Source organism: Agarilytica rhodophyticola (genome assembly GCF_002157225.2).
Taxonomy (GTDB): domain Bacteria; phylum Pseudomonadota; class Gammaproteobacteria; order Pseudomonadales; family Cellvibrionaceae; genus Agarilytica; species Agarilytica rhodophyticola.
Genome location: NZ_CP020038.1, coordinates 762738 through 783004 on the forward strand (window position 1 = coordinate 762738; position 20267 = coordinate 783004).

Below are 20267 nucleotides of genomic sequence, written 5' to 3' on the forward strand. Positions count from 1 at the left end.
TCAGTTTAGTTAGAGAACCCAACATCCTGCAAATTTGCGTCTATTTAGAGTGGCTCTTATGACCAAAAAAAGCTCATTCGTGTATACTCCTGCCTCTTTTATTTGCAGAAGGTTTTTGTTACGTGGATTTCATTGTATTTATGTCCGAGCAATGGTTGTTAGTTACAATCCTTGCTGTTTTAGTAAGCGGATTAATTGTTGTTGAGGGTAAGCGCGGTGGCGATTCGCTCAGCTTCCACCAGTTGACCACATTGGTTAATCAGGGCAATGCTGTGGTTGTAGATGTGCGAGAGACAAAAGAGTTTAAAACTGGGCATATCGTGAATGCGCTTAATATTCCCCATTTGAAACTGGGGGATCGCCTGGGCGAATTGAACAAGCACAAAGAGAAAACCATTATTGTTGTCGATAAAATGGGGCAGCACGCAGGCGCTTCAGGCCGTTTATTGAAAGAGAACGGATTTAATGTCAACCGTTTGCAAGGTGGTATGTCGGAATGGCAAGCCCAGAATCTGCCAGTGATAAAGAGCTAAGGAATATACCCTAATGAATTCTATTCGTATTTATACTACACAGTACTGCGGCTACTGCGTGCGTGCGAAAGCGCTGCTCAGCAAGAAAAACCTTGCTTTTGAGGAAATCCCTGTAGATAACAACATCGAGTTGCGCAGTGAAGTAATGCGTATGAGTGGACAGAGAACTGTGCCTCAAATCTGGATAAACGAGCAGCACATCGGTGGTTGTATGGAGCTTATGCAACTGGAGGCCTCCGGCCAGTTAGATCAAATATTGGCATCTGATTAGCGTTGAAATCTGGTCTATTTACCCCCACTTAACGGCAATACTTAAAACCACCTTGCTTAGGCAGATATTGTATGACTGAAGAAACTCAAGCTAAACCAGAAGAACAAGCCGCGGAGCCTGTGAAAGGGCAATTTGCTTTACAACGAATTTATATCAAAGATATGTCGTTTGAATCACCGATGGCTATCACGGCCCGCAGCCAGGCTAAGCCAGCGGTATCGCAAGATTTGCATACACTCGTAAGTAAGGTGGCAGAAAATCATTTTGAAGTTGTTTTGCATTTAACAATAACCGTTAAACAAGAAGATAATGTCGCGTTTTTAGCGGAAGTTCATCAGGCAGGCCTGTTTCAAGTTGCAGGCTTAGATGAAGCACAACTGCAGCATACCTTGTCATCAACATGTCCCTCTATTTTGTTTCCTTATGCTCGCGAAGCTATCGATAATATGGCGACACGTGGTGGTTTCCCTCCTCTTATGTTACCCCCTATTAATTTTGATGCAGTGTTTGCCAAAGCCATGATGGAAGCTAAAGCCAAGGCCGAAGCTGAAGGTGCTCCTGCGGATACCGACGGTGTTCACTAGGCACGTGTAGCAGGCGCTAGAGCTTCTATATCCTCTTTATTTAGTCCGAAATATCTATAAAAAGCTAATTTTTGGCCTTTTATAGATATTTTAGGGCGGCTCTCCACCTTTTATCGGCTTATGGCTACCTTTTGTGTTAAACCGCGCCCTATTGGCGCGTATATTTGCTAGTGTTTAGTCAACTAAGATGTAAACTTCTCAGTTAGGGCCTGTCGACAGAGGTCCAATCGTTTAGCTGCGGTTACTCGGGTATTGCCTTTGTTTCACTCTTCATTGGTGCTCTCTTCAATACCATATATTGCAGCTAACTCCCTATAAACATGGCGGAATATGGCGTTAGATACAATGTATGCTGGAGAATCAAACAAAATAAAAGTCTTAGTGATTGACGACTCGCGAGTAGTAAGAGTCGCAGCAACTCGCATGTTTGATGAAGACTTTGATGTAGTTTTAGGTGTCGATGGGGCAGATGGCTTGGCTATCTTGGAGCGCGACCCAGATATCGATGTAGTGTTTACCGATCTGGCAATGCCAGAAATGGACGGCTTTGAATTGCTTGAAGCGGTGCGCTCTCATACCGATGAAAATCTGCGCGAATTGCCTATTATTGTTGCTACTGGCGCCGGTAATCCTGAGTCGGCTAAACAAAAAGCGTTCTCATTGGGAGCCACTGACTTTGTCACTAAGCCTTTTAATGGTACTGATATTAAAGCCCGTGCTCGTTCCTACGCCAAGCTGCACGAACAAAATCGCTCTTTGAAGCAGAATGCGACCATTGATAACCTCACCGGCTTACTCAACGGAAGAGGCTTGAAAATGCAGCTAGAGAAGGAAATTTCCTTTGCTGCTCGTCATGAGTCTAACCTTACCCTTATCTCTTTAGAGGTGGATAACTATAAAGACCTATTTGTTCGTATTGGCAGAGAGGGTACTGAGAAAGTGGTTAAGCGGGTGGCAAAAGTCCTGGAAGATGCTTTTCGTAAAGAAGACAGTATTTCCCGCGTAGGTATTGCGCGCTATATCGTATCGATGCCCATGTCCTATGCTGAAAGTGCCGTGGATATGGCAAATCGTATTTGCCATACCATAGAGTCATTAAAGGCCAAGTTGGATGGTAAACGCATCAAAATCACAGTATCCACTGGTGTTAGCTCGGTTCTTGTGGATGACATAGATGCAGGTACGCTTATTGGCATGGCTAATGAAGCCTTGCAACGTGCTTCAGAAGTAGGGGCAAGCCAAATTTATCAACTTAGTTTGGAAGATTATCGCAAGCAGCTGGATGATGAAGCCAAGAAGTCATTATCTATTGATCATTTGCTCGACCAAATTGAGGCAGGTAATCAATTGGCCATTGCTCCCCAGGTTGACAATGCCATAGAGCGCCTAGGGCCATTCTTTAAGCTGTTGTCTGATCAACAAGTCGCTAAGATCCTCACTGCTCGTCAGAAGCTTGGCGGTAATATTGTGGACTTTAACTCTGGTAAAAGCTTCAGCAAATAGCGGCATTTTTGCCGCTCTCCTCTGGTTATTCGTTTTTTAGGCATAAACCAAACAGCTCATTTTGGCTGGAGATGTTTAATTTAGCATAGGCGCGTTTACGATAGGTTTGCACACTCGTTTCTTTAATGCCTAAGTCCAGGGCAATCCCACTGCCTGATAGCCCTAATAAAATGCGGGCACATACAGCCATTTCTCTCTGCGTAATCTTACTGCTAAGGGCTCGAATTCTCTGCTCCAGATCATCAAGTTGAGCTTCGCGTGTCAGGAAGTCAGATAGTCCTCCTGCTAGTCGGGAGTGTTTTACGACGCAACTCATTAGAATATCTGAAGCCTCTGTTAAAGCTTCGATATCTGCTTTTAAAAAGGATTCTGTAAAACGGTATAGGTTTAAACAGTAAAGTCCTTTGTCGCCATGCTTGAGCAATGAAATACGGTCTACGATATGAATATCCGAGCCAAAGAAACGTTGATAATTGGCATCTTTGATATCTCCTGGCTGCAATCTGCGTACTAGTACTTGATGATTTTTTTCTGCGCTAGTGTGCAATTTAATATTCGGATCCATTTTGAAGTAGCGGGTGAGGTAGAGCTTTTGTAATAGTTTGGAAATGCTAATACCACTGCCATTAGCAGAGGTAATAAACCTGGCTTCATTGCTATCCAGTTGAACCAGTGAAAAATGTTCTACCGCCACGATGCTATTCAAAAACAACAAAAACTCGTTGCTAAACATTGCATTGCCCAATGTTTCAATCACGCGACCTAAGCCGATGTCAGATATGCCTTTCACCAACGTACTCCTGTCAAATGCAAAGAAAACTGTGATTAGTAAGGATTGCCATCAGTTTTTGTACTCATTTAAAGGGACAGACCTGATTTACATCTCCTTCTATAGTATCAGGCAACACTATTTGCGGAGATTGAGTTATGCCTCACTTGAGACCTTTGGAAAACGAAGAAATCGGCGATCAGCAGATCCTAGAACGCTTTTCCCATTATAAAAATACGCGTGGATTTGTTCCTAACAGTATCCGTACTATGGCTCGCCGTCCCAATATCGTCAAAGCCTTTATGTCACTTAACCAAGCAGTGCTCTATGAGGGTAGCGTAAGTGAAGAGCTGAAAATGTTAGTTAGTCTGGCTTCGAGCATGGCTTCAGGTTGCCGCTATTGTCAGTCCCATATGGCTAATTTATCCAGCATATACCAGGCCTCTGATGCAAAAATTGCTGCTATCTGGGAGTTTGAAAGCAGCGATTTATTTTCTCCTGGAGAGCGGGCGGCTATCGCTCTGGCCATTAAGGCCGGTACCTTGCCAAACGAGGCAAGTGTCGAGGATTTTAGTGAGCTGAGCAAACACTTTGATGATGGCCAAATAGTTGAAATCGTCGCCAGCATAGCCTTGTTTGGCTATCTGAATCGATGGAATGACACTATGGCAACACAGCTTGAAGAGCATCCTAAAACTGTTACCAAAAGAGCTGTTGACGGTTGGCAGGAAGGTAAGCACGTCTAAGCGAGGGTGAATGATATGAGCAAAATTGACGTAACAGACGAAAGTTTTGATGGCTTACTCAAGAGTGCTGACCAACCTTTGTTGGTTGATGTATGGGCGCCATGGTGTGGTCCATGCAAGATGGTGGGGTCTGCATTAAACACTATCGTTCAAGCCGATCCTACACGCTTCTCGCTGGCCATGGCGAATATGGAAGAGTTCGAGCAAACGGCTGACAAGCTAAACATCAAGGCTACGCCGACATTAATGATTTTTCAAAATGGTGAGGAAGTGGCGCGCCGATCCGGCGCAATGATAAAATCCCAGATCGAAAATTGGCTAAACGAGCACCTCGACCGTTAGCCTAAATTATGAGTTTAGATCGTTATTTAGATGTCTCTTGCGATACTACACTTGGCTACAACCAGTGTAAGCTTTAAACACCCTTGAGAGGTAGAGCTGATCTTCATAACCTAAGCGATCGGCAAGAAGGAATTCTTGGTGGTTTAGCTTATGCATAGCTAAACCACCAAAAAGTTAATCCGCGTTAATTTCCATTTCAACTGGATTCGTTATGTGACTTGCTGACTTTCCATGTATGAGTTTGGAAATTCCTGTTTTCATTCGTGCGCCTGCCAAGTAGAGGGCTGGCACAAATACTAACGTCACAGTGGTAGCAAACAGGATACCAAAAGCTAGAGACACAACCATAGGTATTAGGAAGCGAGCCTGCATACTTCCATCTAGCATTATCGGCACAAGTCCGATAAATGTTGTGAGGCTAGTAAGGATGATGGGGCGGAAGCGATCAACACCTGCCCTTACAAGAGCATCCACTACTTCAACTCCTTGGCCTCGTAATTGATTGATACGATCGATAAATACTAAGTTATCATTTACCACTACCCCAGCCGCCGCCAGAATGCCAAAGAATGAAGCGATATCAATAGGGAAGCCCATTATCCAATGGCCGAAAATAGCCCCCATGATACCGAAAGGCACGGCAGATAGAACGCCAAAGGGTTTCAAATATGATTTAAACTCAATGGCCATTAGCATGTAAATAATAAGCAAAGAAAGTCCGAAGGCTTTAATGAGAGCCGCCATGAATTCCTGCTCATCAACACTGGAGCCACCTAAGCCAATTTTGAGTCCAGGATATTTTTGCTCCAAACTCTTTTTATGCTTAGTAAGAATTTCTTGGAGAATTTCATTGGCGTTCGCTTCTCCTTCCACAGTATCCGCGGTGACTCGTATACTGCGACGACGATCGGTTCTTTCAATAGTCGTGTAGCCGGGTACAAATTCTACACTGGCCACAACCTCAAAAGGTACTTCGTGGCGGTCAGAGGTACGGACACGAATATCTTCAATTCGTTCTATCCTTGAGCGTTCGTCAGAAGGATAGCGAACCATGACTCGTACATCTTCATTGACCCTGGGGATACGTTGTACTTCTTCACCAAAATAGCCCTGACGAACTTGCCTTGCCACGGAGCCAAGAGTGACTCCTAGTGTTCTTGCACTTGGCTTAAGACTGATATCCAAGTCGTCTCGTGCGGTTTGCAGTGAGTCCCTCGCGTTTTCAACACCTGGATAAGTTTTTAGGATATCGACGATTTCCTGTGAGGCTTTGTCTAATGTGTCAATATCGTAAGCAAACAAATCGAAAGTGATATCGCTGCCATTATCGTTAGCGGTAAAATCTAATTTAAATTTCTCCACATCTGGCAAATCGCCAATATAAGTGCGCCATCTTTCTGCGATAAAGCCTGAATCTAAATTCAGTTCGCTCTCGTGAGCTAGCTCAAGCACGATCCACACACGATTTTGCCAAACCCATGTAAGGTTATGGAGGATGAAATTATCTCCATAGCCACGCTCAGCTAACTGTTGATCTTTTTTCAATTGTGGTACTGAGTCTTCGACAACCTGGACCGTTGAAAGTAATTCATCTCGGGCATAGCCTTCAGCAAAAGTGATCTCTGCCACAATCCAATCCATTTGAGGGTTAGCTTGGAACTGCTGTTTAACGTAACCCGTGCTGACCAAAGATATTGAGAATACAAACGCCATGAAAAAACCGGCGAGTGTTACAGCGTACCATTTTAGAGATTTACTAATAAAAGGGCGGTAAATATTAATAGCAAAGTGTTCCATGCCGTCGGCAAAGTGTTTGCGCAACTGCTCAAACTTACGTGCAACAAACCACTTCGGCGTTTTTTCAGGCTTCATGGTAGATAAATGCGAAGGCAGAATCCAAAACGACTCAATCAGAGAGAAGGTCAAAGCACATACCACTACTGCAGGAATAGACCACAAAAACTTTGAGGCATCCCCAGGTAGAAAGAGCATCGGTATAAATACAACAATAGTCGATATAACGGCAAAAAGAACAGGTTTATAAACACTTTGCGAGCCTTTTAAAGCCGAGTCTTTCCCTAGTATGCCGTTTTGCTGCTGCGCATAAATACTTTCCCCCACAATAATGGCATCATCTACGATAATGCCAAGAATCAGTAAGAAGGCGAACATGGATAACATGTTAATACTGACGCCAACCATAGGTAGCATCCATATTGCTCCCATATAAGCGGTACCAATACCTAGTGCTACCCACATGGCTAATGCTGGACGTAAGAAAAGCATCAATACGAAAAATACCAATAGTAGGCCGCCGAATGCGTTATTGGCCAGCAGGTTCATTCTACCTTCGAACATAAATGACAAATCGGACCATACGGCAACGGCTATGCCCGGTGGTAAATTGGCTTGCAGCTCATCAACATAATTATTAACAGCATCGGAAGTCTTGATGACATCTGGGTCTGCAGCGCCAAAAATATCGATAAAGACAGACTTTTCTCCATCAAAACGTGTATAGACGTTAGTATCGGCGAAGCCGTCGATCACGGTTGCCACATCGCCGATTAAAATTTTGGTGCCGTCAGGATTGGTCACCAATGGAATACTTTCGAAATCTGCTTGGTTATATGCCTGACCACGAGTTTGAACCTGAAAGTCGCCAAGCTGTGAGCGAATCACTCCGGCTGGAAGATTAAGAGAGGATTCTCTAATAGCGCTGACAACATCATCAAAAGTAAGGTTGTAACGTCGTAGATCGAACTCTGATACTTCAATTGAAACCTCATCTTTGCGCACGGCATTTAAAGTCGCAATATCCACATTATTAAGCTCTACCAACTCATCGCGCACCGTTTGACCAAAGTCTTTTAAGATCCTTTCGTCCACATCTCCAGAAATAGCAACACGAAGTAAGCGGTTGCGGGGGATTTGGCGATTAATTTGAGGACGCTCGGCATCTCTAGGGAAGGTAGAGATAGCATCGACACGGGTTTTGATATCGTTATAGAGTTTTTGGATTTCGTAGTCGGTCTCAATTTCGGCTTCAACCATGCCAAAACCAAAACCCGCTTCTGACTTAAGGCGTTTGATACCTTCTAAATCCTGAATTGCTTCTTCTATGCGGACAACGATCTGTTCTTCAACTTCTCTTGGCCCCGCGCCAGGGTAGGGGACTGATATTTCAATAACGTCCCTCTCTACCATTGGGAACAACTCCTTATTCAAGGAGAACATACTGGCGCAACCACCCACCAGGATTAATATCATGATAAGGTTTGATGCGACGGGGTTATTAACAAACCAGCCTAGTGTTCCTTTCATCTTGATTAGCCCTCGTTCGCCTTAGCAATAGCTTCTTCAGCATCGTCGTTAGCAGGTTCGACTTCTAGGTCGGCAACGGCATATGGCACACGAGTAGACATTACTTTTTCACCATTTTCTAACCCACCGACAAGTACGTTATCTCCTTCACTTTGCAGTAAATCTACTGTTTTGAAAGAAATACGGTTATCCGAGCCAACCACTATTACCTGATTTTTCTTGTGCAAAACTTTTCGCGGCAGTGTGACAACATTCTCTAATTGATGGCCAATAATTTCTGCCGATACATACATCCCCACTGACAAAGGGGGCTTAAACTCGTTGGGATTATGCTCGAAAGGATTGCGTACCTCGGCAACTGCGAAAATTGTACGGCTTCTAACATCGAAGCTGCCTTCAGTTCTTACAATCTTGCCTTGCCAAGAATACTTTTTACCGCCATATACGGTAGTTAAAATAACCTCCGGTTGCGTCTGCTCGGAATTGCTCGCTGTTAGAGGGAGGTTGACTTTGGCGACTTGTTTGTCTGTTAAAGGCAAGCGCACCTGCACAGCCTCAGTGCTGTAGACTTCGGCAATGACTGTACCTTGAGCGACATACTGGCCAACGTCGACGCCCTTAGTATTAATTCTGCCGTTAAACGGCGCGCTAATTCGAGTGCGCGCGATGTTTAGACGAGCACGATCACGATTGGCCTCGGCGGCATCTACAGCAGCCTTAGCCGAGGCTAATTGAGGTTTGCGTAAGAACAGATCGTTAGCCTCTTTGTTGCCTACATCGCGCCATTCCCCTCTAGCTTGTCTAGCCCGTCCCTTTTCCATTGCATGCAACTCTTTTGCTTTGGCCAGGTCTGATTCGGCTTGATGCAAGGCAAACTCATAATCCCGGCTATCGATAGTGACAATAGCTTGATCCTTGGTAAAAAAACCTCCTGGTGCATAAGCGTCGGCAACGCTCACGACACGACCGCTAACTTCAGAGACGAGATTAATCTGGCGCACTGGTGTTACCGAACCCTGACTAGAAACGGAAATATTCATTGTCTCAGGAGATACGGTAATAGTTTTTACCTTGGGTATAATTGCCTTTTCTTCTTCTTTTGGTGTGGGTTTAGGTTTCATAGCAGACATTATTGTTATCACTGTTACAACAGCGATAACGATACCTAATACCCCGCCGGCACTTTTAATCGCGTATGAATGTCGTTGCAAAAATGTATCGCGTTTTAAATCCTGGCCTATCACTGCATTCCTCGCTTAGCTCGTTCTCTTTCGTTTATCTTATGCAAATATGCAAACGTTTTTAGACAATATACGTTAGGGTGAAGTTTTACATAATTTTTGGCAGCTAATGCTATTTCATCGAGTATGAATATAGCGTGAAGATACCAATCTATGTTAAATGTGAGTATTCTGTTGCATTCATTGGTATAAACACATCATATCGTTATAAAAAAGCATAATAAATGATATTGCAATATGCTTGCGTCAGTATGAATACACAAACCGTTGAAAGGCATATTCGAAGTGTTATTAAGCTTTATTGATCACGCTGGTGTTGGTCACATCCTATTCAAACATTATATACATGGTAAGTCGTTTTGAGTTTTTTAAGTCCGCCTTTTCAAGGAGTTTTATTGGCTATTTCTGCTTACATTTTGTGGGCTCTTTCGCCTGTCTATTTTAAAGCGCTAAGTTTTATTTCAGCTACTGAGATCCTAGCGCACAGAGTTTTAGGGGCAACGTTATTTCTAGTAGCAATCGTCTTTTTATTCAAACGATATAATCGTTTTAAGGGCATATGGGGTAATTCAAGAATACTAGTAGGGCTAGCGCTATCCACCATATTAATTGCGATCAATTGGGGTATTTTTATTTGGTCCGTACACAACAATTTACTGCTCAGTGCTAGTCTCGGATACTTTATAAATCCTTTGTTTAGTATTTTATTTGGCATGCTTTTTTTAAGGGAAAAGTTAGACTTTCTCAGTAAGTGTGCTGCAGGACTGTGCTTGTTTGCGGTAGTGTTAGAGTTATTTACTTTTGGTAGCTTGCCCCTTGTGGCGCTTATTCTTGCATTTTCTTTCGCATCCTATGGTTTGGTGCGAAAAAAACTGGGTCTTGATAGTTTGACCGGTTTGACCGTTGAAACCGGCTTACTTTTTCCTTTTGCTCTGGCTTATTTAATATTTAGTGATAGTCCAAGCCTAGATTTCACTAGTTTTAGTTGGCAGCATAGTGTCTTGATTTTAATGGCTGGGCCTGTGACGGCGGTGCCTCTGATATTCTTCGCTGCGGCGGCCAACCGAATCAGCTTAACCTCAATGGGCTTTTTTCAGTACATTGTTCCCACTAGCATCTTTCTACTAGCAGTCATGGTTTACGATGAAACCCTCAGAATTGAGAGATTGTTAACCTTCATATTCATTTGGCTAGCTTTGCTTCTGCTTATCTTCAATTCCATACGAAAGACAATGAAGAAAAGATCTCTCGCTTATGTTTCAACATCGTGAGTTGAGTGTGTTGGCCAGTCCGGTAGCTTAGCGTTAGAAACAAGGTAAACCGTTGATGTGGTGCGATAATGCCTCACCTATCTACCACGAGATGCCATATACTATTGATATTAAATTTAGAGGACTCAACAACGTGTGTTGTGTCGATACAATGATGGTAGCTTTCACAAGATACTATGGCTAAAACTTCACCAAATCACATTAGATTTATAGCTTAATGCATATGTTGAAAACATTGACGCAGAAGCTCATGTCCGAGCGGGCCTACCAATTTTGGGCACTTAACCTTTTCGGCTGGTTGGGTTACGGTTTTTTCGTTTCACTAAGTGCTTTCTTATGGCAAAAGAACCTAATGTTTCAAGTGTTTTATGCAGCTTTTGCCACCGTTTTTGGTCTCATACTCAGCTTGGTGATGCGGGCCTGTTATCGTCGTTTTTGGAATATGGCTCCAATTGCAAGAAGCTTATATTCCCTGCTTGTTGTTGCTGTTGCTACAGGGCTCTGGGCTTATATCAAGATGATTGCTTTTCGGGAAGGCGTTGGTCAGCCAGAGCATGTTGATGTGATATCGGAGTATATTGCCTGGTATACCTACTCCTTTTTTATTTTATTAAGCTGGGCGGCGTTATATTTCGGTATTAAGTACTACCAAATGTTACAAGAAGAGAGACGACGCACTTTAAAAGCAACGGCGATGGCCCATCAAGCTCAACTGAAGATGCTTCGCTACCAACTTAATCCACATTTTCTTTTTAATACACTCAACGCAATTTCTACCTTAATTCTTGAGAGTCAGACCAGGGTGGCCAATACTATGGTCACAGAGCTGTCAAAGTTTTTGCGTTACTCCTTAGAAAATGACCCGATGCAAAAAGTGACACTTGCTCAGGAAATTGTTGCTCTTGAACTGTATCTAAATATTGAAAAGGTCCGTTTTGAGGAGCGCCTGAGGCTTAACTTTGATGTCGATGATAAGGCGCGCGCGGGGTTGATTCCCAGCATGCTTTTGCAGCCATTAGTGGAGAACTCAATAAAATATGCCGTTTCCAAAAACGAAAGCGGCGGTACTATTTCTTTGGTTGCAAAAGTATTTGCTGGAGAGTTGTTGATTGAAGTTGCCGATGATGGCCCTGGTATTGAAATGGTCGATAACAAATTACCCGCATTTAAAGGTGTTGGCTTATGCAACTTTAAAGAGAGACTTGCAGAAATATACGCTGCTGATCACGCCTGTCAGTTTAGTAATATTAAGCCAAATGGTTTAAAGATTAGTATACGTATTCCATATGAAACCCACGTGCCGGAGGCCGCTAAGTGAAAGAACCCATTACCACTATAATTGTTGACGACGAGTCTCTTGCAAGAAGAGGGTTAAAAATTCGCTTACAAGAATTTGACGATATTACTATTGTTGGTGAATGTTCTAATGGTCGGGATGCTTTGGATATGATTATCGAAAAACAACCAAAGCTGATGTTTTTGGATATTCAAATGCCTGGTCTCGATGGCTTCGATGTGGTTAAAGGTATGCAGGGCGACGATATGCCTATGGTGGTGTTTGTGACCGCATTCGACCAGTACGCTGTTGACGCTTTTAATGTGCATGCCGTCGACTATATTTTAAAACCGGTTGAGGAAGAACGTTTACAACAGGCAGTTGAAAAAGCTCGCGCAAAACAACAGGAAAAAGGCGCTTTATCGGATAAAGAAAAATTGCTCGACCTTATTGGCGATATAACCGGTAAAAAGCCTGGTAATGTAGATGATCTGTTAAATGAGCACAGCGAGCCAAAACAACAATATTCAGATAAAATATCTATTAAAGATGGCAGTAATGTCACCATCGTAAAAACTCAGGATATTAATTGGATCGACGCTGCCGGCGATTATATGTGTGTTCATGTTGGCGATAACATACATATTATGCGTATCACCATGAAACAACTTGAAGCTCAATTAGACCCAGACGTATTTCAGCGTGTCCACCGTTCAACTATTGTCAATTTAAATCAGGTAAAGCAGGTTTGTTCCCATATGAATGGTGAATACTACTTGATGCTGGAGTGTGGTGCGCGCTTAAAGATGAGTCGAACATTTAAAGATAAAGTAAAACATTTTTTGTAGGGCTAACAGAAATCTAAAAAGTTAGAGATGGACTTCTAGCGGAATCTAAGTGTTGGTTCAAATGCTCTTAATTTGGTTGGCATTTTCCAGGCTGAGGATTAATAGCCTGGTTATCTCGCTTATAGATTAGAAGCAATTAAAACGCAATAAAGTAGAATAAACGCTATAAGAATCGGCAGGTCATTCCTTTCATCGACGCTTTAACGCATCTCCTTATCCACTAATCGTATATTTGCGATTGGATCTCTTGTACTTTGCTAAAGTCTATACTTCCAGAGCTGAATCATTGGTGCCCTTTAGATAAAGATTCTAATCTTTGCCCATTAATAATGAATAAAGGCCCTTTAATGGAACTTCATCATTCTATTTTGTCATACGAACAACATAGATATAAGTGAAAATAATTTTTCCAGCTGTGATTCAGCTCCATCAAATCTTATTCGACGTTATTTCATATTTTTGAGTGTTATTGTTATGAAATAATTTCTAGTTAACTTCCTTGTAGTGGAGGGTTGAGCCCAATGAGCTTGACTGCAAGTGCGTTAAAAAATCCTGCCGCAGCCGCTGTAGGGGTTGCCATTCTATTATTTTTCGGGGTATTCAGCCTAAGTAAATTACCTATTCAGTTATTTCCTGATATCGAGAATCCTCAGATATCGATTCAAACTGGTTGGCGTGGCGCCTCTCCCAAAGAAGTAGAGTCAGAGATTGTCGAGCCTATTGAAGACGTGCTGCAAGGTCTGCCGGGTGTAAAAGAAATGTCCGCAAATGCCAATAGTGGATTTGCTTGGATAAATCTCCAGTTCGATATTAATACCGACATGCAGGAGGCCATGCTCAGTGTTATTAGTCGAATGAATAGACTACCGCCATTACCAAGGGATGCTAATCCTCCTACCGTATCTTTAGGTGGCGGAGGTGGCGGTACTCCTGCACTGACATGGTTTTTTCTACAAGTTTTACCAGGCAATGATCAGTCAATTGAAGATTATGTACCCTTTGCTGAAAATGTCATCCGGCCACGAATCGAAGCCATATCAGGAGTTTCTAGAGTCAGTGTTGGCGGTGGTAACGATGCTGGTGCACAGGAGTTAGTAATTGAATTTGATCCCCAAAGAGCTGCTCAGCTTAACATTTCCATTCCTTCGGTTGCCGCTTCTTTGGGGCAGTCGGAAGATATTTCAGCAGGCTTTGTTAATGTCGAACGCCGTCGCTACATGGTGCGCTTTGCGGGGCGATTTACCCCCGAACAGCTAAGTGCTATGGTGCTTGACTGGCGAGATGGTCGTCCTATTTTGTTAGGGGATATTGCCGATGTTGAAGTTAAGCATATCGAACGTAATAGCCTCGGCCGACAAAATGGCAACCCTGCCATCGGTATTAGAATTGACAGACAGAGCGGTGCTAATGTTCTTGAAACCTTAACGCGAGTCAAAGCTGAAGTAGAGAGAATCAGAGAAGACGTGCTCGCGCCTAAGGGACTTGATATGCAACAGTCCTTCGACGCTTCAGTGTTTATTTATCGCGCCATCAACCTTGTTACAGGTAATTTATTTGCCGGAGTCTTTCTTGCAGTCGGCGTCTTATGGTGGTTCTTACGACGTTTCCGTGCAACCTTGATTGTTGCCATGGCGATTCCGATTTCTCTACTTGGAACTTTTATCGTTCTGAGTTTTGTTGGGCGCACGTTGAATGTGATCTCTCTGGCTGGCCTTGCCTTTGCTGTGGGTATGGTATTGGACGCAGCGATTGTGGTACTTGAAAATGTCGTGCGTTTAAGGGAAAAGGGCGAGCAACCCATGGATGCGGCACTTAAAGGCGCTAATCAAGTGTGGGGAGCTTTACTTGCTTCTACTGCCACCACTGTGGCGATTTTTGTTCCGGTAGTATTTTTAAAAGACATCGAAGGACAACTCTTCGGGGATCTAGCACTCACCATTGCTATTGCTGTTGTTATCTCTTTAATTGTGGCTGTGGCAGTGGTGCCTTTGGCATCAAAGCAGTGGCTTAAAGAAGCTAAGTTAAAAGATCATCATGAAGCCACATGGCATAAGATCACTTCGCTAGTTATGGCTTTAACGAGTACCGCACGTAAGCGCTGGGCATTAATTGGGGGATTAATGGCAGTCCCAGCCTTATTGACGTACCTATTGCTCCCAGAGCTTGATTATTTGCCGCCGGTAAAACGTGATGCGGTAGATACTTTCTTTCAATACCCACCGGCTACCAATATTGATGTTATTGAAAAAGATGTTATCGCAAAAATAGAAGAGCGCATGCAGCCGTATATGGACGGTGTGAAGGAACCTGCACTAAAAAATTACTATATTTTTGTCTGGCCTGGTGGCACCGGCGGAAGCATGGGGGCAAGAGTAAAAGATCAGTCCAAAGTAGGGATGTTAGAAAAAGTAATTAAAGAAGAAATTACCGCTGATATTCCAGATGTCAGAGCCTTTAGTGCTCAGGGGAATTTATTTGGTCGCTTTGGGGGTGACCGCTCAATTCCGATTCATATTCAAAGTCGCGATACAGAAGCTGTGCGCTCTTTAGCCCGAGATGCGATGGGGTGGTTAAATGAAGCTTTACCAGAAGCTCAGGTACGGCCTGAACCCAGCCTACAGCAAGCTGAGCCCGAGCTGCGCTTGCTACCTAACGATCGCAGCATTCAAGAAAAGGGATGGAGCCGTCGTGAAATAGCTAGTGTTGTCCGCACTATGGGTAACGGCATGTATGTGGGTGAATACTTCGATGGTGTTAGACGATTAGATATTATTTTAAAAGCGAAGAAATGGCCTAATCCTGAAGCTTTAGGTACTACACCAATTGCTACGGCCAATGGCAGTGTTGTGCCCTTAAATGAGTTAGTTGATGTGACGCGCACTGTAGGGCCGGACCGTATTAATCGTGTTGATCGTCGTCGTACCACCACCTTGATTGTTTCTCCACCTGAAAATATGTCCTTAGAAAGAGCACTCAATATTATAAAAACAGAGGTCGCGCCTAAAATTGTGGCGGCCTTACCTGAAGATGGGAATATTCATTACGGTGGTAGCGCAGATAGTTTGAAAAAAGCTCTGGCGACCATGTCTGAGAACTTCTTTGTTGCACTCGGTATTTTATTCTTGCTGATGAGTGCACTCTTTCGTTCTCTGAAAGATAGTTTGCTGGTGATACTTGCGATGCCATTAGCAACAGTCGGTGGCGTCATTGCTCTTCAATTACTTAACTTGATTAGCTTTCAACCTCTCGATTTGTTGACCATGATAGGTTTTATTATTCTTCTCGGGCTGGTTGTTAATAATGCCATTTTATTGGTACATCAAACGCGTAGTGCTGAGCGTGAAGGTGTTAGCAGGCACCATGCTGTGGAGCAGGCTCTGCGCCTGCGTTTACGCCCTATCTTTATGAGTACTCTGACCAGTATTTTCGGTATGCTCCCTTTACTTATTATGCCCGGCGAAGGCAGTGTTATTTATCGAGGCCTAGCTGCCGTAATTGTCGGTGGAATGAGTATAAGCACCATATTTACATTAGTTTTACTTCCTTGCTTTTTACGAATGGGTGAGTCATCCCCAAAATTAATTTCCAGTGGTGACCCGAAAGATCCAACGATAGAAAAGAGAAAACTGGAAGTGGTGGCTTGATCACCAAAATATGCTGCCTATTAATGGATAACAGGAATTGATCGTGATTGTTAAAATGATAAACGCTATAAAACAATATATACAACCGAAGGTTCCGGCCTTAAATATAGCACTTTCGATTGGAACTGCTGCATTTATGGTCAGTAATATTTCTTTTGCTCAACCTTCGTCATCACCTGCGGTGGTAGAAATTGCGCTGGCAAAAACTACGCAAGTCTCACCACAAGTATGGGTGCCCGGCTCTGTTATCAGCCGAGAAGATTCCAATATCGCCTCCGAAGTGACAGGTGTTCTCCACTTCGTGGCTGAAGTTGGTGATATCCTAAAAAAAGGCGATACCGTCGCCCGGGTTAATGAGCATCAGTTACAGCTGCAACTACGTCGAGATAAGGCTGAATTAGCACGTTTAGAGTCTCGCTTGGGTTTTGCACAAAAGCAATTAGATAGAACGTTAAGCCTCGCCCAAACAAGTAGTACAGCAGAGTTTAGAATTGATGAATTAACCAGTCAAAGGGACGTGTTGCAACAAGAAATTGCGCTTGCAAAAGTTCAACAAGAGCAAACGCAATATCTTCTTGACCGCTCTAATATTATTGCCCCTTTCGATGGGGTGGTGGTAGAACGTTTTCAACAGCCGGGAGAATATGTGGGGTTAGGAGAAGAACTTGTACGTTTGGTTAATACCCGTGCCCTTGAAATAAGTGCCAGAGCCCCGGTAGATGTTAGCCGTTTTATTACACCCAATTCAAAAATCAAAATTAAAGCACAAGATAAATATTTTAATTCGACAATTCGTAGTGTTATTCCTGTAGGTGATCCAATATCTCGTATGCTAGAAGTGCGTGTTCACTTGGATGGAGAATGGGTTATTGGCGATGCAGTAAGCTTATCTTTAAACAACGGGCCTAGTGTTTCTGCTGTTACTATTCCACGTGATGCCTTAGTTTTGCGTAACGATACGGTATTTGTTTATCGTGTCAATGAAAAAGATGTTGCTGAAAAAATCAGTGTTGTTCTGGGGACAGGAAACGATCAAAATATTTCAGTGTCTGGTGCGTTAAAAGCGGGAGATCGCGTTGTCATTCGCGGCGCAGAGCGTTTGCAAGATGGTCGAGAAGTGAACGTTATGAGCGATATTGCTACACGTTAATGCTTTTCAGTTAACCAACGATATAAATATAGTAAAAATTTGCGCGGGTAAAATATATTGTCCACCTCGAAGCGAGGGGACAATATATACATTTTAAACAATAACTGCTAATTAGGCTGCTACTGAATCTCTGTACTTTTGTGCATCAGCTTTGTCAATTAGACCATCATTGTAAACACTGCTCATGCCTGTCACTTTAGCATTATCCATTTTACTTAGCTCTCCAGGCTTACCTAGGTAGTATTCCGCGATCTTTTTAACTTCGTCTGAGCCGTTAGCTGCAGCATCCATTAAGCTTTCTTTACTGATAAATTTCTTACCGCCACTGAGTGCGTCAAAGTTTTTAACAAGGCCGTCTGCCATGCTGGTTTTCTCTTGTTTAGCTGCACCTACAGCTTTATCCGCATACATTTTTGCATCCGTTGAGTCTATTTTTGCATCGTTGTAAGCGCTATGCATACCAGTTACCTTAGCGTTGTCCATTTTGCTAAGTTCCTGAGGGTTCTTTAAGAAAAACTGAGCAACTTCTTTATCCTTTCCAGTCCCTTCTGTCGCTACTTTCTGTAAACTCTCTGGAGTAACAAAACCATCCTTACCTTTAAATTTATCGAAGTTATCGCTTAAATGTGTAGCCATATCCGCAGTCTTTTCTAGGCTAGGTGCTGCAGGTTTCATAGCGGCTTTGATAGCATCTGAGACAGCTGTTGGGCTGGAATTGCCTGCAGTACCAAAGTTTTTGTCCACAGCTTCTCTTGCTTGATTAGCCATAGCGCCTGCATATTTATCTGCAAACATAGTCGCATCATTTTTATTAATTTTGCCATCATCAAATGCTGCACTACCTGGTTTTACTCCAGGGTGGGCATTATCCATTTCCCTTAAAGCATCTGGGTTAGCTAAAAAGAATTGAGCGGCTTTTTTGTCTTCACCTGAGCCTTCAGTTGCCATTTTTTGTAAAGTTTCAGGCGTTATATGACCATTTTTATCTGCAAACTTGTCAAAGTTATTTTTAAGGTGGTCTCCGAATTTAGCCTTATTTTGTGTCGTTGGCGCTAGATCACCGTTATTTGGTTGTGCGGCAGCCGGTGCTTGAGTTTGCGCTGGGGCCTGTGCACTTTCTGATGCTTTATCATTTTTTCCTAGCAACATTTCTAATAACAGTTTAATAATGTTAAGTAATAACATCATCATCATGTTATTGCTGCCTGAACTTTTCGCTTGCTGAGGTTGCTGCTGAGGCTGTGTTTGCTGAGGAGCCTCTTGCTTAGCAATGTCTGCTTTCTTAGCTTTAGAAGCCTTTTGCAGTTCACTCATTACGAAACGTCCATCATTCATTGTTTGAACACCTGAATTTCCATTCTCCATTTGTTTAAGAGCTTCAGGATCTTTTAACATTTGTTTTGCTGCTTTTTGTTGCTCAGGCGTTCCATTTAGAGCCATTTTATATAAACCGGTAGTTGTCGCTACTCCGTTTTTACCGTCTTCGCCGCTAAAGCCAAGTAAGGCTTTGTAATTATCCGGCTTTTGTAATGTATCTAATGCATTTAAAGTAGCTTTATCATTTTGTAATTGCGGGTTTTGTTTAGGTGAATTAGCTACCTGAGAGCTATCGCCACCACCGAATGAAATAGGGCCACCTGTAGTAGTGGTAGTTGTAGTGGTAGTTGTAGTAGTGGTAGTCTTAGTTGTACTACCATCATTCATTGAAAAAGAAGGTATGATTGGTAGGTTTGATGTTGCTAGTGGCACAGGCTGTTTCATATTGTGTAATCTCCGTAGTTCAATATTAGAAATGCATAAAAATATTACATGAGCATCTAATAAGTAGTGCCTATCGATGCAATGTATAGGTGAGTAGTAAAATAGAACAAATAATTCTGTTTTTTTTAAAAGTTATTTTGATTTATTTGATACGGTCGATTTGATATAAAAAATATAATATATCTTTTATTGGTCTTAAGAATTTCCGAACTTCTAGTTGAAATGGTTTTTGAGTTTTTAAATAATGCAAATGCCATCTCGTTTTAAAATAAAAAAATAATACTTTTTATTTTAAAGAGCCATATCAAGACGTTGTTAGCATGTTAAGTATAAGAAATTAGTCTGAAATAAGAGTTGAAAATTCCTAATATTAAGTATTTGCGATACTTAATATTAGGTAATCGTACAAGATTAGTATGAAAAGTAGGAGTATATATGTAGGATATATCAAACAGCTAATGACAGTGTATATCTGTTGAAGAACGCTGGTTGTTCTTCTTCGATTAACCAAAAATCTACTTTCTTTCCCGAACTATCTTCGACAGTGATTACCTTTGAATTAACACCGGTTTCCAAAGTGCCAATCACACTTGCTAAGTCGCTTTGCTGACTACAAGAAAGAGTTAAGATATGCAAAGAGCCCATGGAATCCACAACATTTAGAATATTGCCCTGGTTATGAGCTTCTTTTTTCGCGATACTCAAGATCCGATCACTTAAGTTAGATACTGACAGTGTAAAATACATAATTAAAATCTCATATTATTGATGTGAAGACATTAGTACTAATTCAGCCCACTAGCAAAATTTTCAAGGGATATAAAGAGAGATGTAACCTTTTACTATATTAGTATTAGAAATATGTGAAATGTTCAATAAATATGACGTGAAAGCTGGCTGTTCTACTCGTAAACTAATAATCATTAATCTCTTTTAGATAAATTTTGTTGAGGTTTGCGTGTTTACGATATGTATAATTCAATTATGCGTGCGGATATAGTTTA

Annotated in this window: 17 protein-coding genes; 11 read left to right on the forward strand and 6 right to left on the reverse strand. The window is 42.4% G+C overall.

The genetic code is table 11. The annotated features are described in order from the left end of the window. The first annotated feature begins 131 nt into the window (after positions 1-131). From BVC89_RS03275 to BVC89_RS03290, 4 genes are all read left to right on the forward strand, one after another. Positions 132-533, forward strand: a complete 402-nt coding sequence (locus BVC89_RS03275; protein WP_086934491.1) for a rhodanese-like domain-containing protein — start codon at positions 132-134, stop codon at positions 531-533. Between the two features lie 13 nt (positions 534-546). Then, positions 547-804 (forward strand): glutaredoxin 3, encoded by a 258-nt coding sequence (grxC, locus tag BVC89_RS03280; RefSeq protein WP_086929833.1) that lies wholly within the window; start codon positions 547-549, stop codon positions 802-804. Between the two features lie 71 nt (positions 805-875). Beyond that, the gene (gene secB / locus BVC89_RS03285; protein ID WP_086929834.1) at positions 876-1388 is read left to right on the forward strand and encodes a protein-export chaperone SecB; all 513 of its coding nucleotides are present in this window, start codon (positions 876-878) and stop codon (positions 1386-1388) included. Between the two features lie 330 nt (positions 1389-1718). Then, complete coding sequence (locus tag BVC89_RS03290) at positions 1719-2891, forward strand: GGDEF domain-containing response regulator (RefSeq protein ID WP_086929835.1); 1173 nt, start codon at positions 1719-1721, stop codon at positions 2889-2891. Positions 2892-2916: 25 nt separating this feature from the next. Here the strand turns inward: BVC89_RS03290 and BVC89_RS03295 are convergent, their stop codons facing one another. Continuing rightward, complete coding sequence (locus BVC89_RS03295; protein ID WP_103654230.1) at positions 2917-3681, reverse strand: helix-turn-helix transcriptional regulator; 765 nt, start codon at positions 3679-3681, stop codon at positions 2917-2919. 137 nt (positions 3682-3818) lie between these two features. Here BVC89_RS03295 and BVC89_RS03300 point away from each other — a divergent pair, with 137 nt between their 5' ends. Both BVC89_RS03300 and BVC89_RS03305 read left to right on the forward strand, forming a co-directional pair. Then, complete coding sequence (locus BVC89_RS03300) at positions 3819-4406, forward strand: carboxymuconolactone decarboxylase family protein (protein WP_086929836.1); 588 nt, start codon at positions 3819-3821, stop codon at positions 4404-4406. A 15-nt stretch (positions 4407-4421) separates the two neighbouring features. Further along, the gene (locus BVC89_RS03305) at positions 4422-4748 is read left to right on the forward strand and encodes a thioredoxin family protein (RefSeq protein WP_086929837.1); all 327 of its coding nucleotides are present in this window, start codon (positions 4422-4424) and stop codon (positions 4746-4748) included. 45 nt (positions 4749-4793) lie between these two features. Here BVC89_RS03305 and BVC89_RS30685 read toward each other — a convergent pair whose 3' ends face one another. From BVC89_RS30685 to BVC89_RS03315, 3 genes are read right to left on the reverse strand one after another with little or no spacing between them, the layout of a single operon-like run. Beyond that, positions 4794-4904 (reverse strand): AraC family transcriptional regulator, encoded by a 111-nt coding sequence (locus tag BVC89_RS30685; protein ID WP_158657763.1) that lies wholly within the window; start codon positions 4902-4904, stop codon positions 4794-4796. A gap of 18 nt (positions 4905-4922) precedes the next feature. Continuing rightward, on the reverse strand, positions 4923-8072 hold the full coding sequence (locus tag BVC89_RS03310) for an efflux RND transporter permease subunit (protein WP_086929838.1): 3150 nt from the start codon (positions 8070-8072) through the stop codon (positions 4923-4925). A 5-nt stretch (positions 8073-8077) separates the two neighbouring features. Further along, positions 8078-9316, reverse strand: coding sequence for an efflux RND transporter periplasmic adaptor subunit (locus BVC89_RS03315; RefSeq protein ID WP_086929839.1), 1239 nt, complete (start codon positions 9314-9316; stop codon positions 8078-8080). A gap of 392 nt (positions 9317-9708) precedes the next feature. Here BVC89_RS03315 and rarD point away from each other — a divergent pair, with 392 nt between their 5' ends. From rarD to BVC89_RS03340, 5 genes are all read left to right on the forward strand, one after another. Further along, positions 9709-10584, forward strand: a complete 876-nt coding sequence (gene rarD / locus BVC89_RS03320; RefSeq protein ID WP_281260992.1) for an EamA family transporter RarD — start codon at positions 9709-9711, stop codon at positions 10582-10584. Between the two features lie 223 nt (positions 10585-10807). Further along, a complete protein-coding gene (locus BVC89_RS03325; protein ID WP_086934493.1) occupies positions 10808-11902 on the forward strand; it encodes a sensor histidine kinase in 1095 nt (364 codons plus the stop codon). Next, complete coding sequence (locus BVC89_RS03330) at positions 11899-12708, forward strand: LytR/AlgR family response regulator transcription factor (RefSeq protein ID WP_086929841.1); 810 nt, start codon at positions 11899-11901, stop codon at positions 12706-12708. Before BVC89_RS03325 ends, BVC89_RS03330 begins: the two co-directional genes overlap by 4 nt. Before the next feature lie 521 nt (positions 12709-13229). Continuing rightward, positions 13230-16352 carry an efflux RND transporter permease subunit gene (locus BVC89_RS03335; protein WP_086929842.1) on the forward strand — a complete coding sequence of 1041 codons (3123 nt, stop codon included), beginning with the start codon at positions 13230-13232 and terminating at the stop codon, positions 16350-16352. 43 nt (positions 16353-16395) lie between these two features. Further along, positions 16396-17502: an efflux RND transporter periplasmic adaptor subunit gene (locus tag BVC89_RS03340; RefSeq protein WP_086929843.1), complete on the forward strand. Its 1107-nt coding sequence runs from the start codon at positions 16396-16398 to the stop codon at positions 17500-17502. A 111-nt stretch (positions 17503-17613) separates the two neighbouring features. Here the strand turns inward: BVC89_RS03340 and BVC89_RS03345 are convergent, their stop codons facing one another. Further along, on the reverse strand, positions 17614-19263 hold the full coding sequence (locus BVC89_RS03345; RefSeq protein ID WP_086929844.1) for a hypothetical protein: 1650 nt from the start codon (positions 19261-19263) through the stop codon (positions 17614-17616). 447 nt (positions 19264-19710) lie between these two features. Further along, positions 19711-20010, reverse strand: coding sequence for a hypothetical protein (locus tag BVC89_RS03350; protein WP_086929845.1), 300 nt, complete (start codon positions 20008-20010; stop codon positions 19711-19713). Positions 20011-20267: the final 257 nt, after the last annotated feature.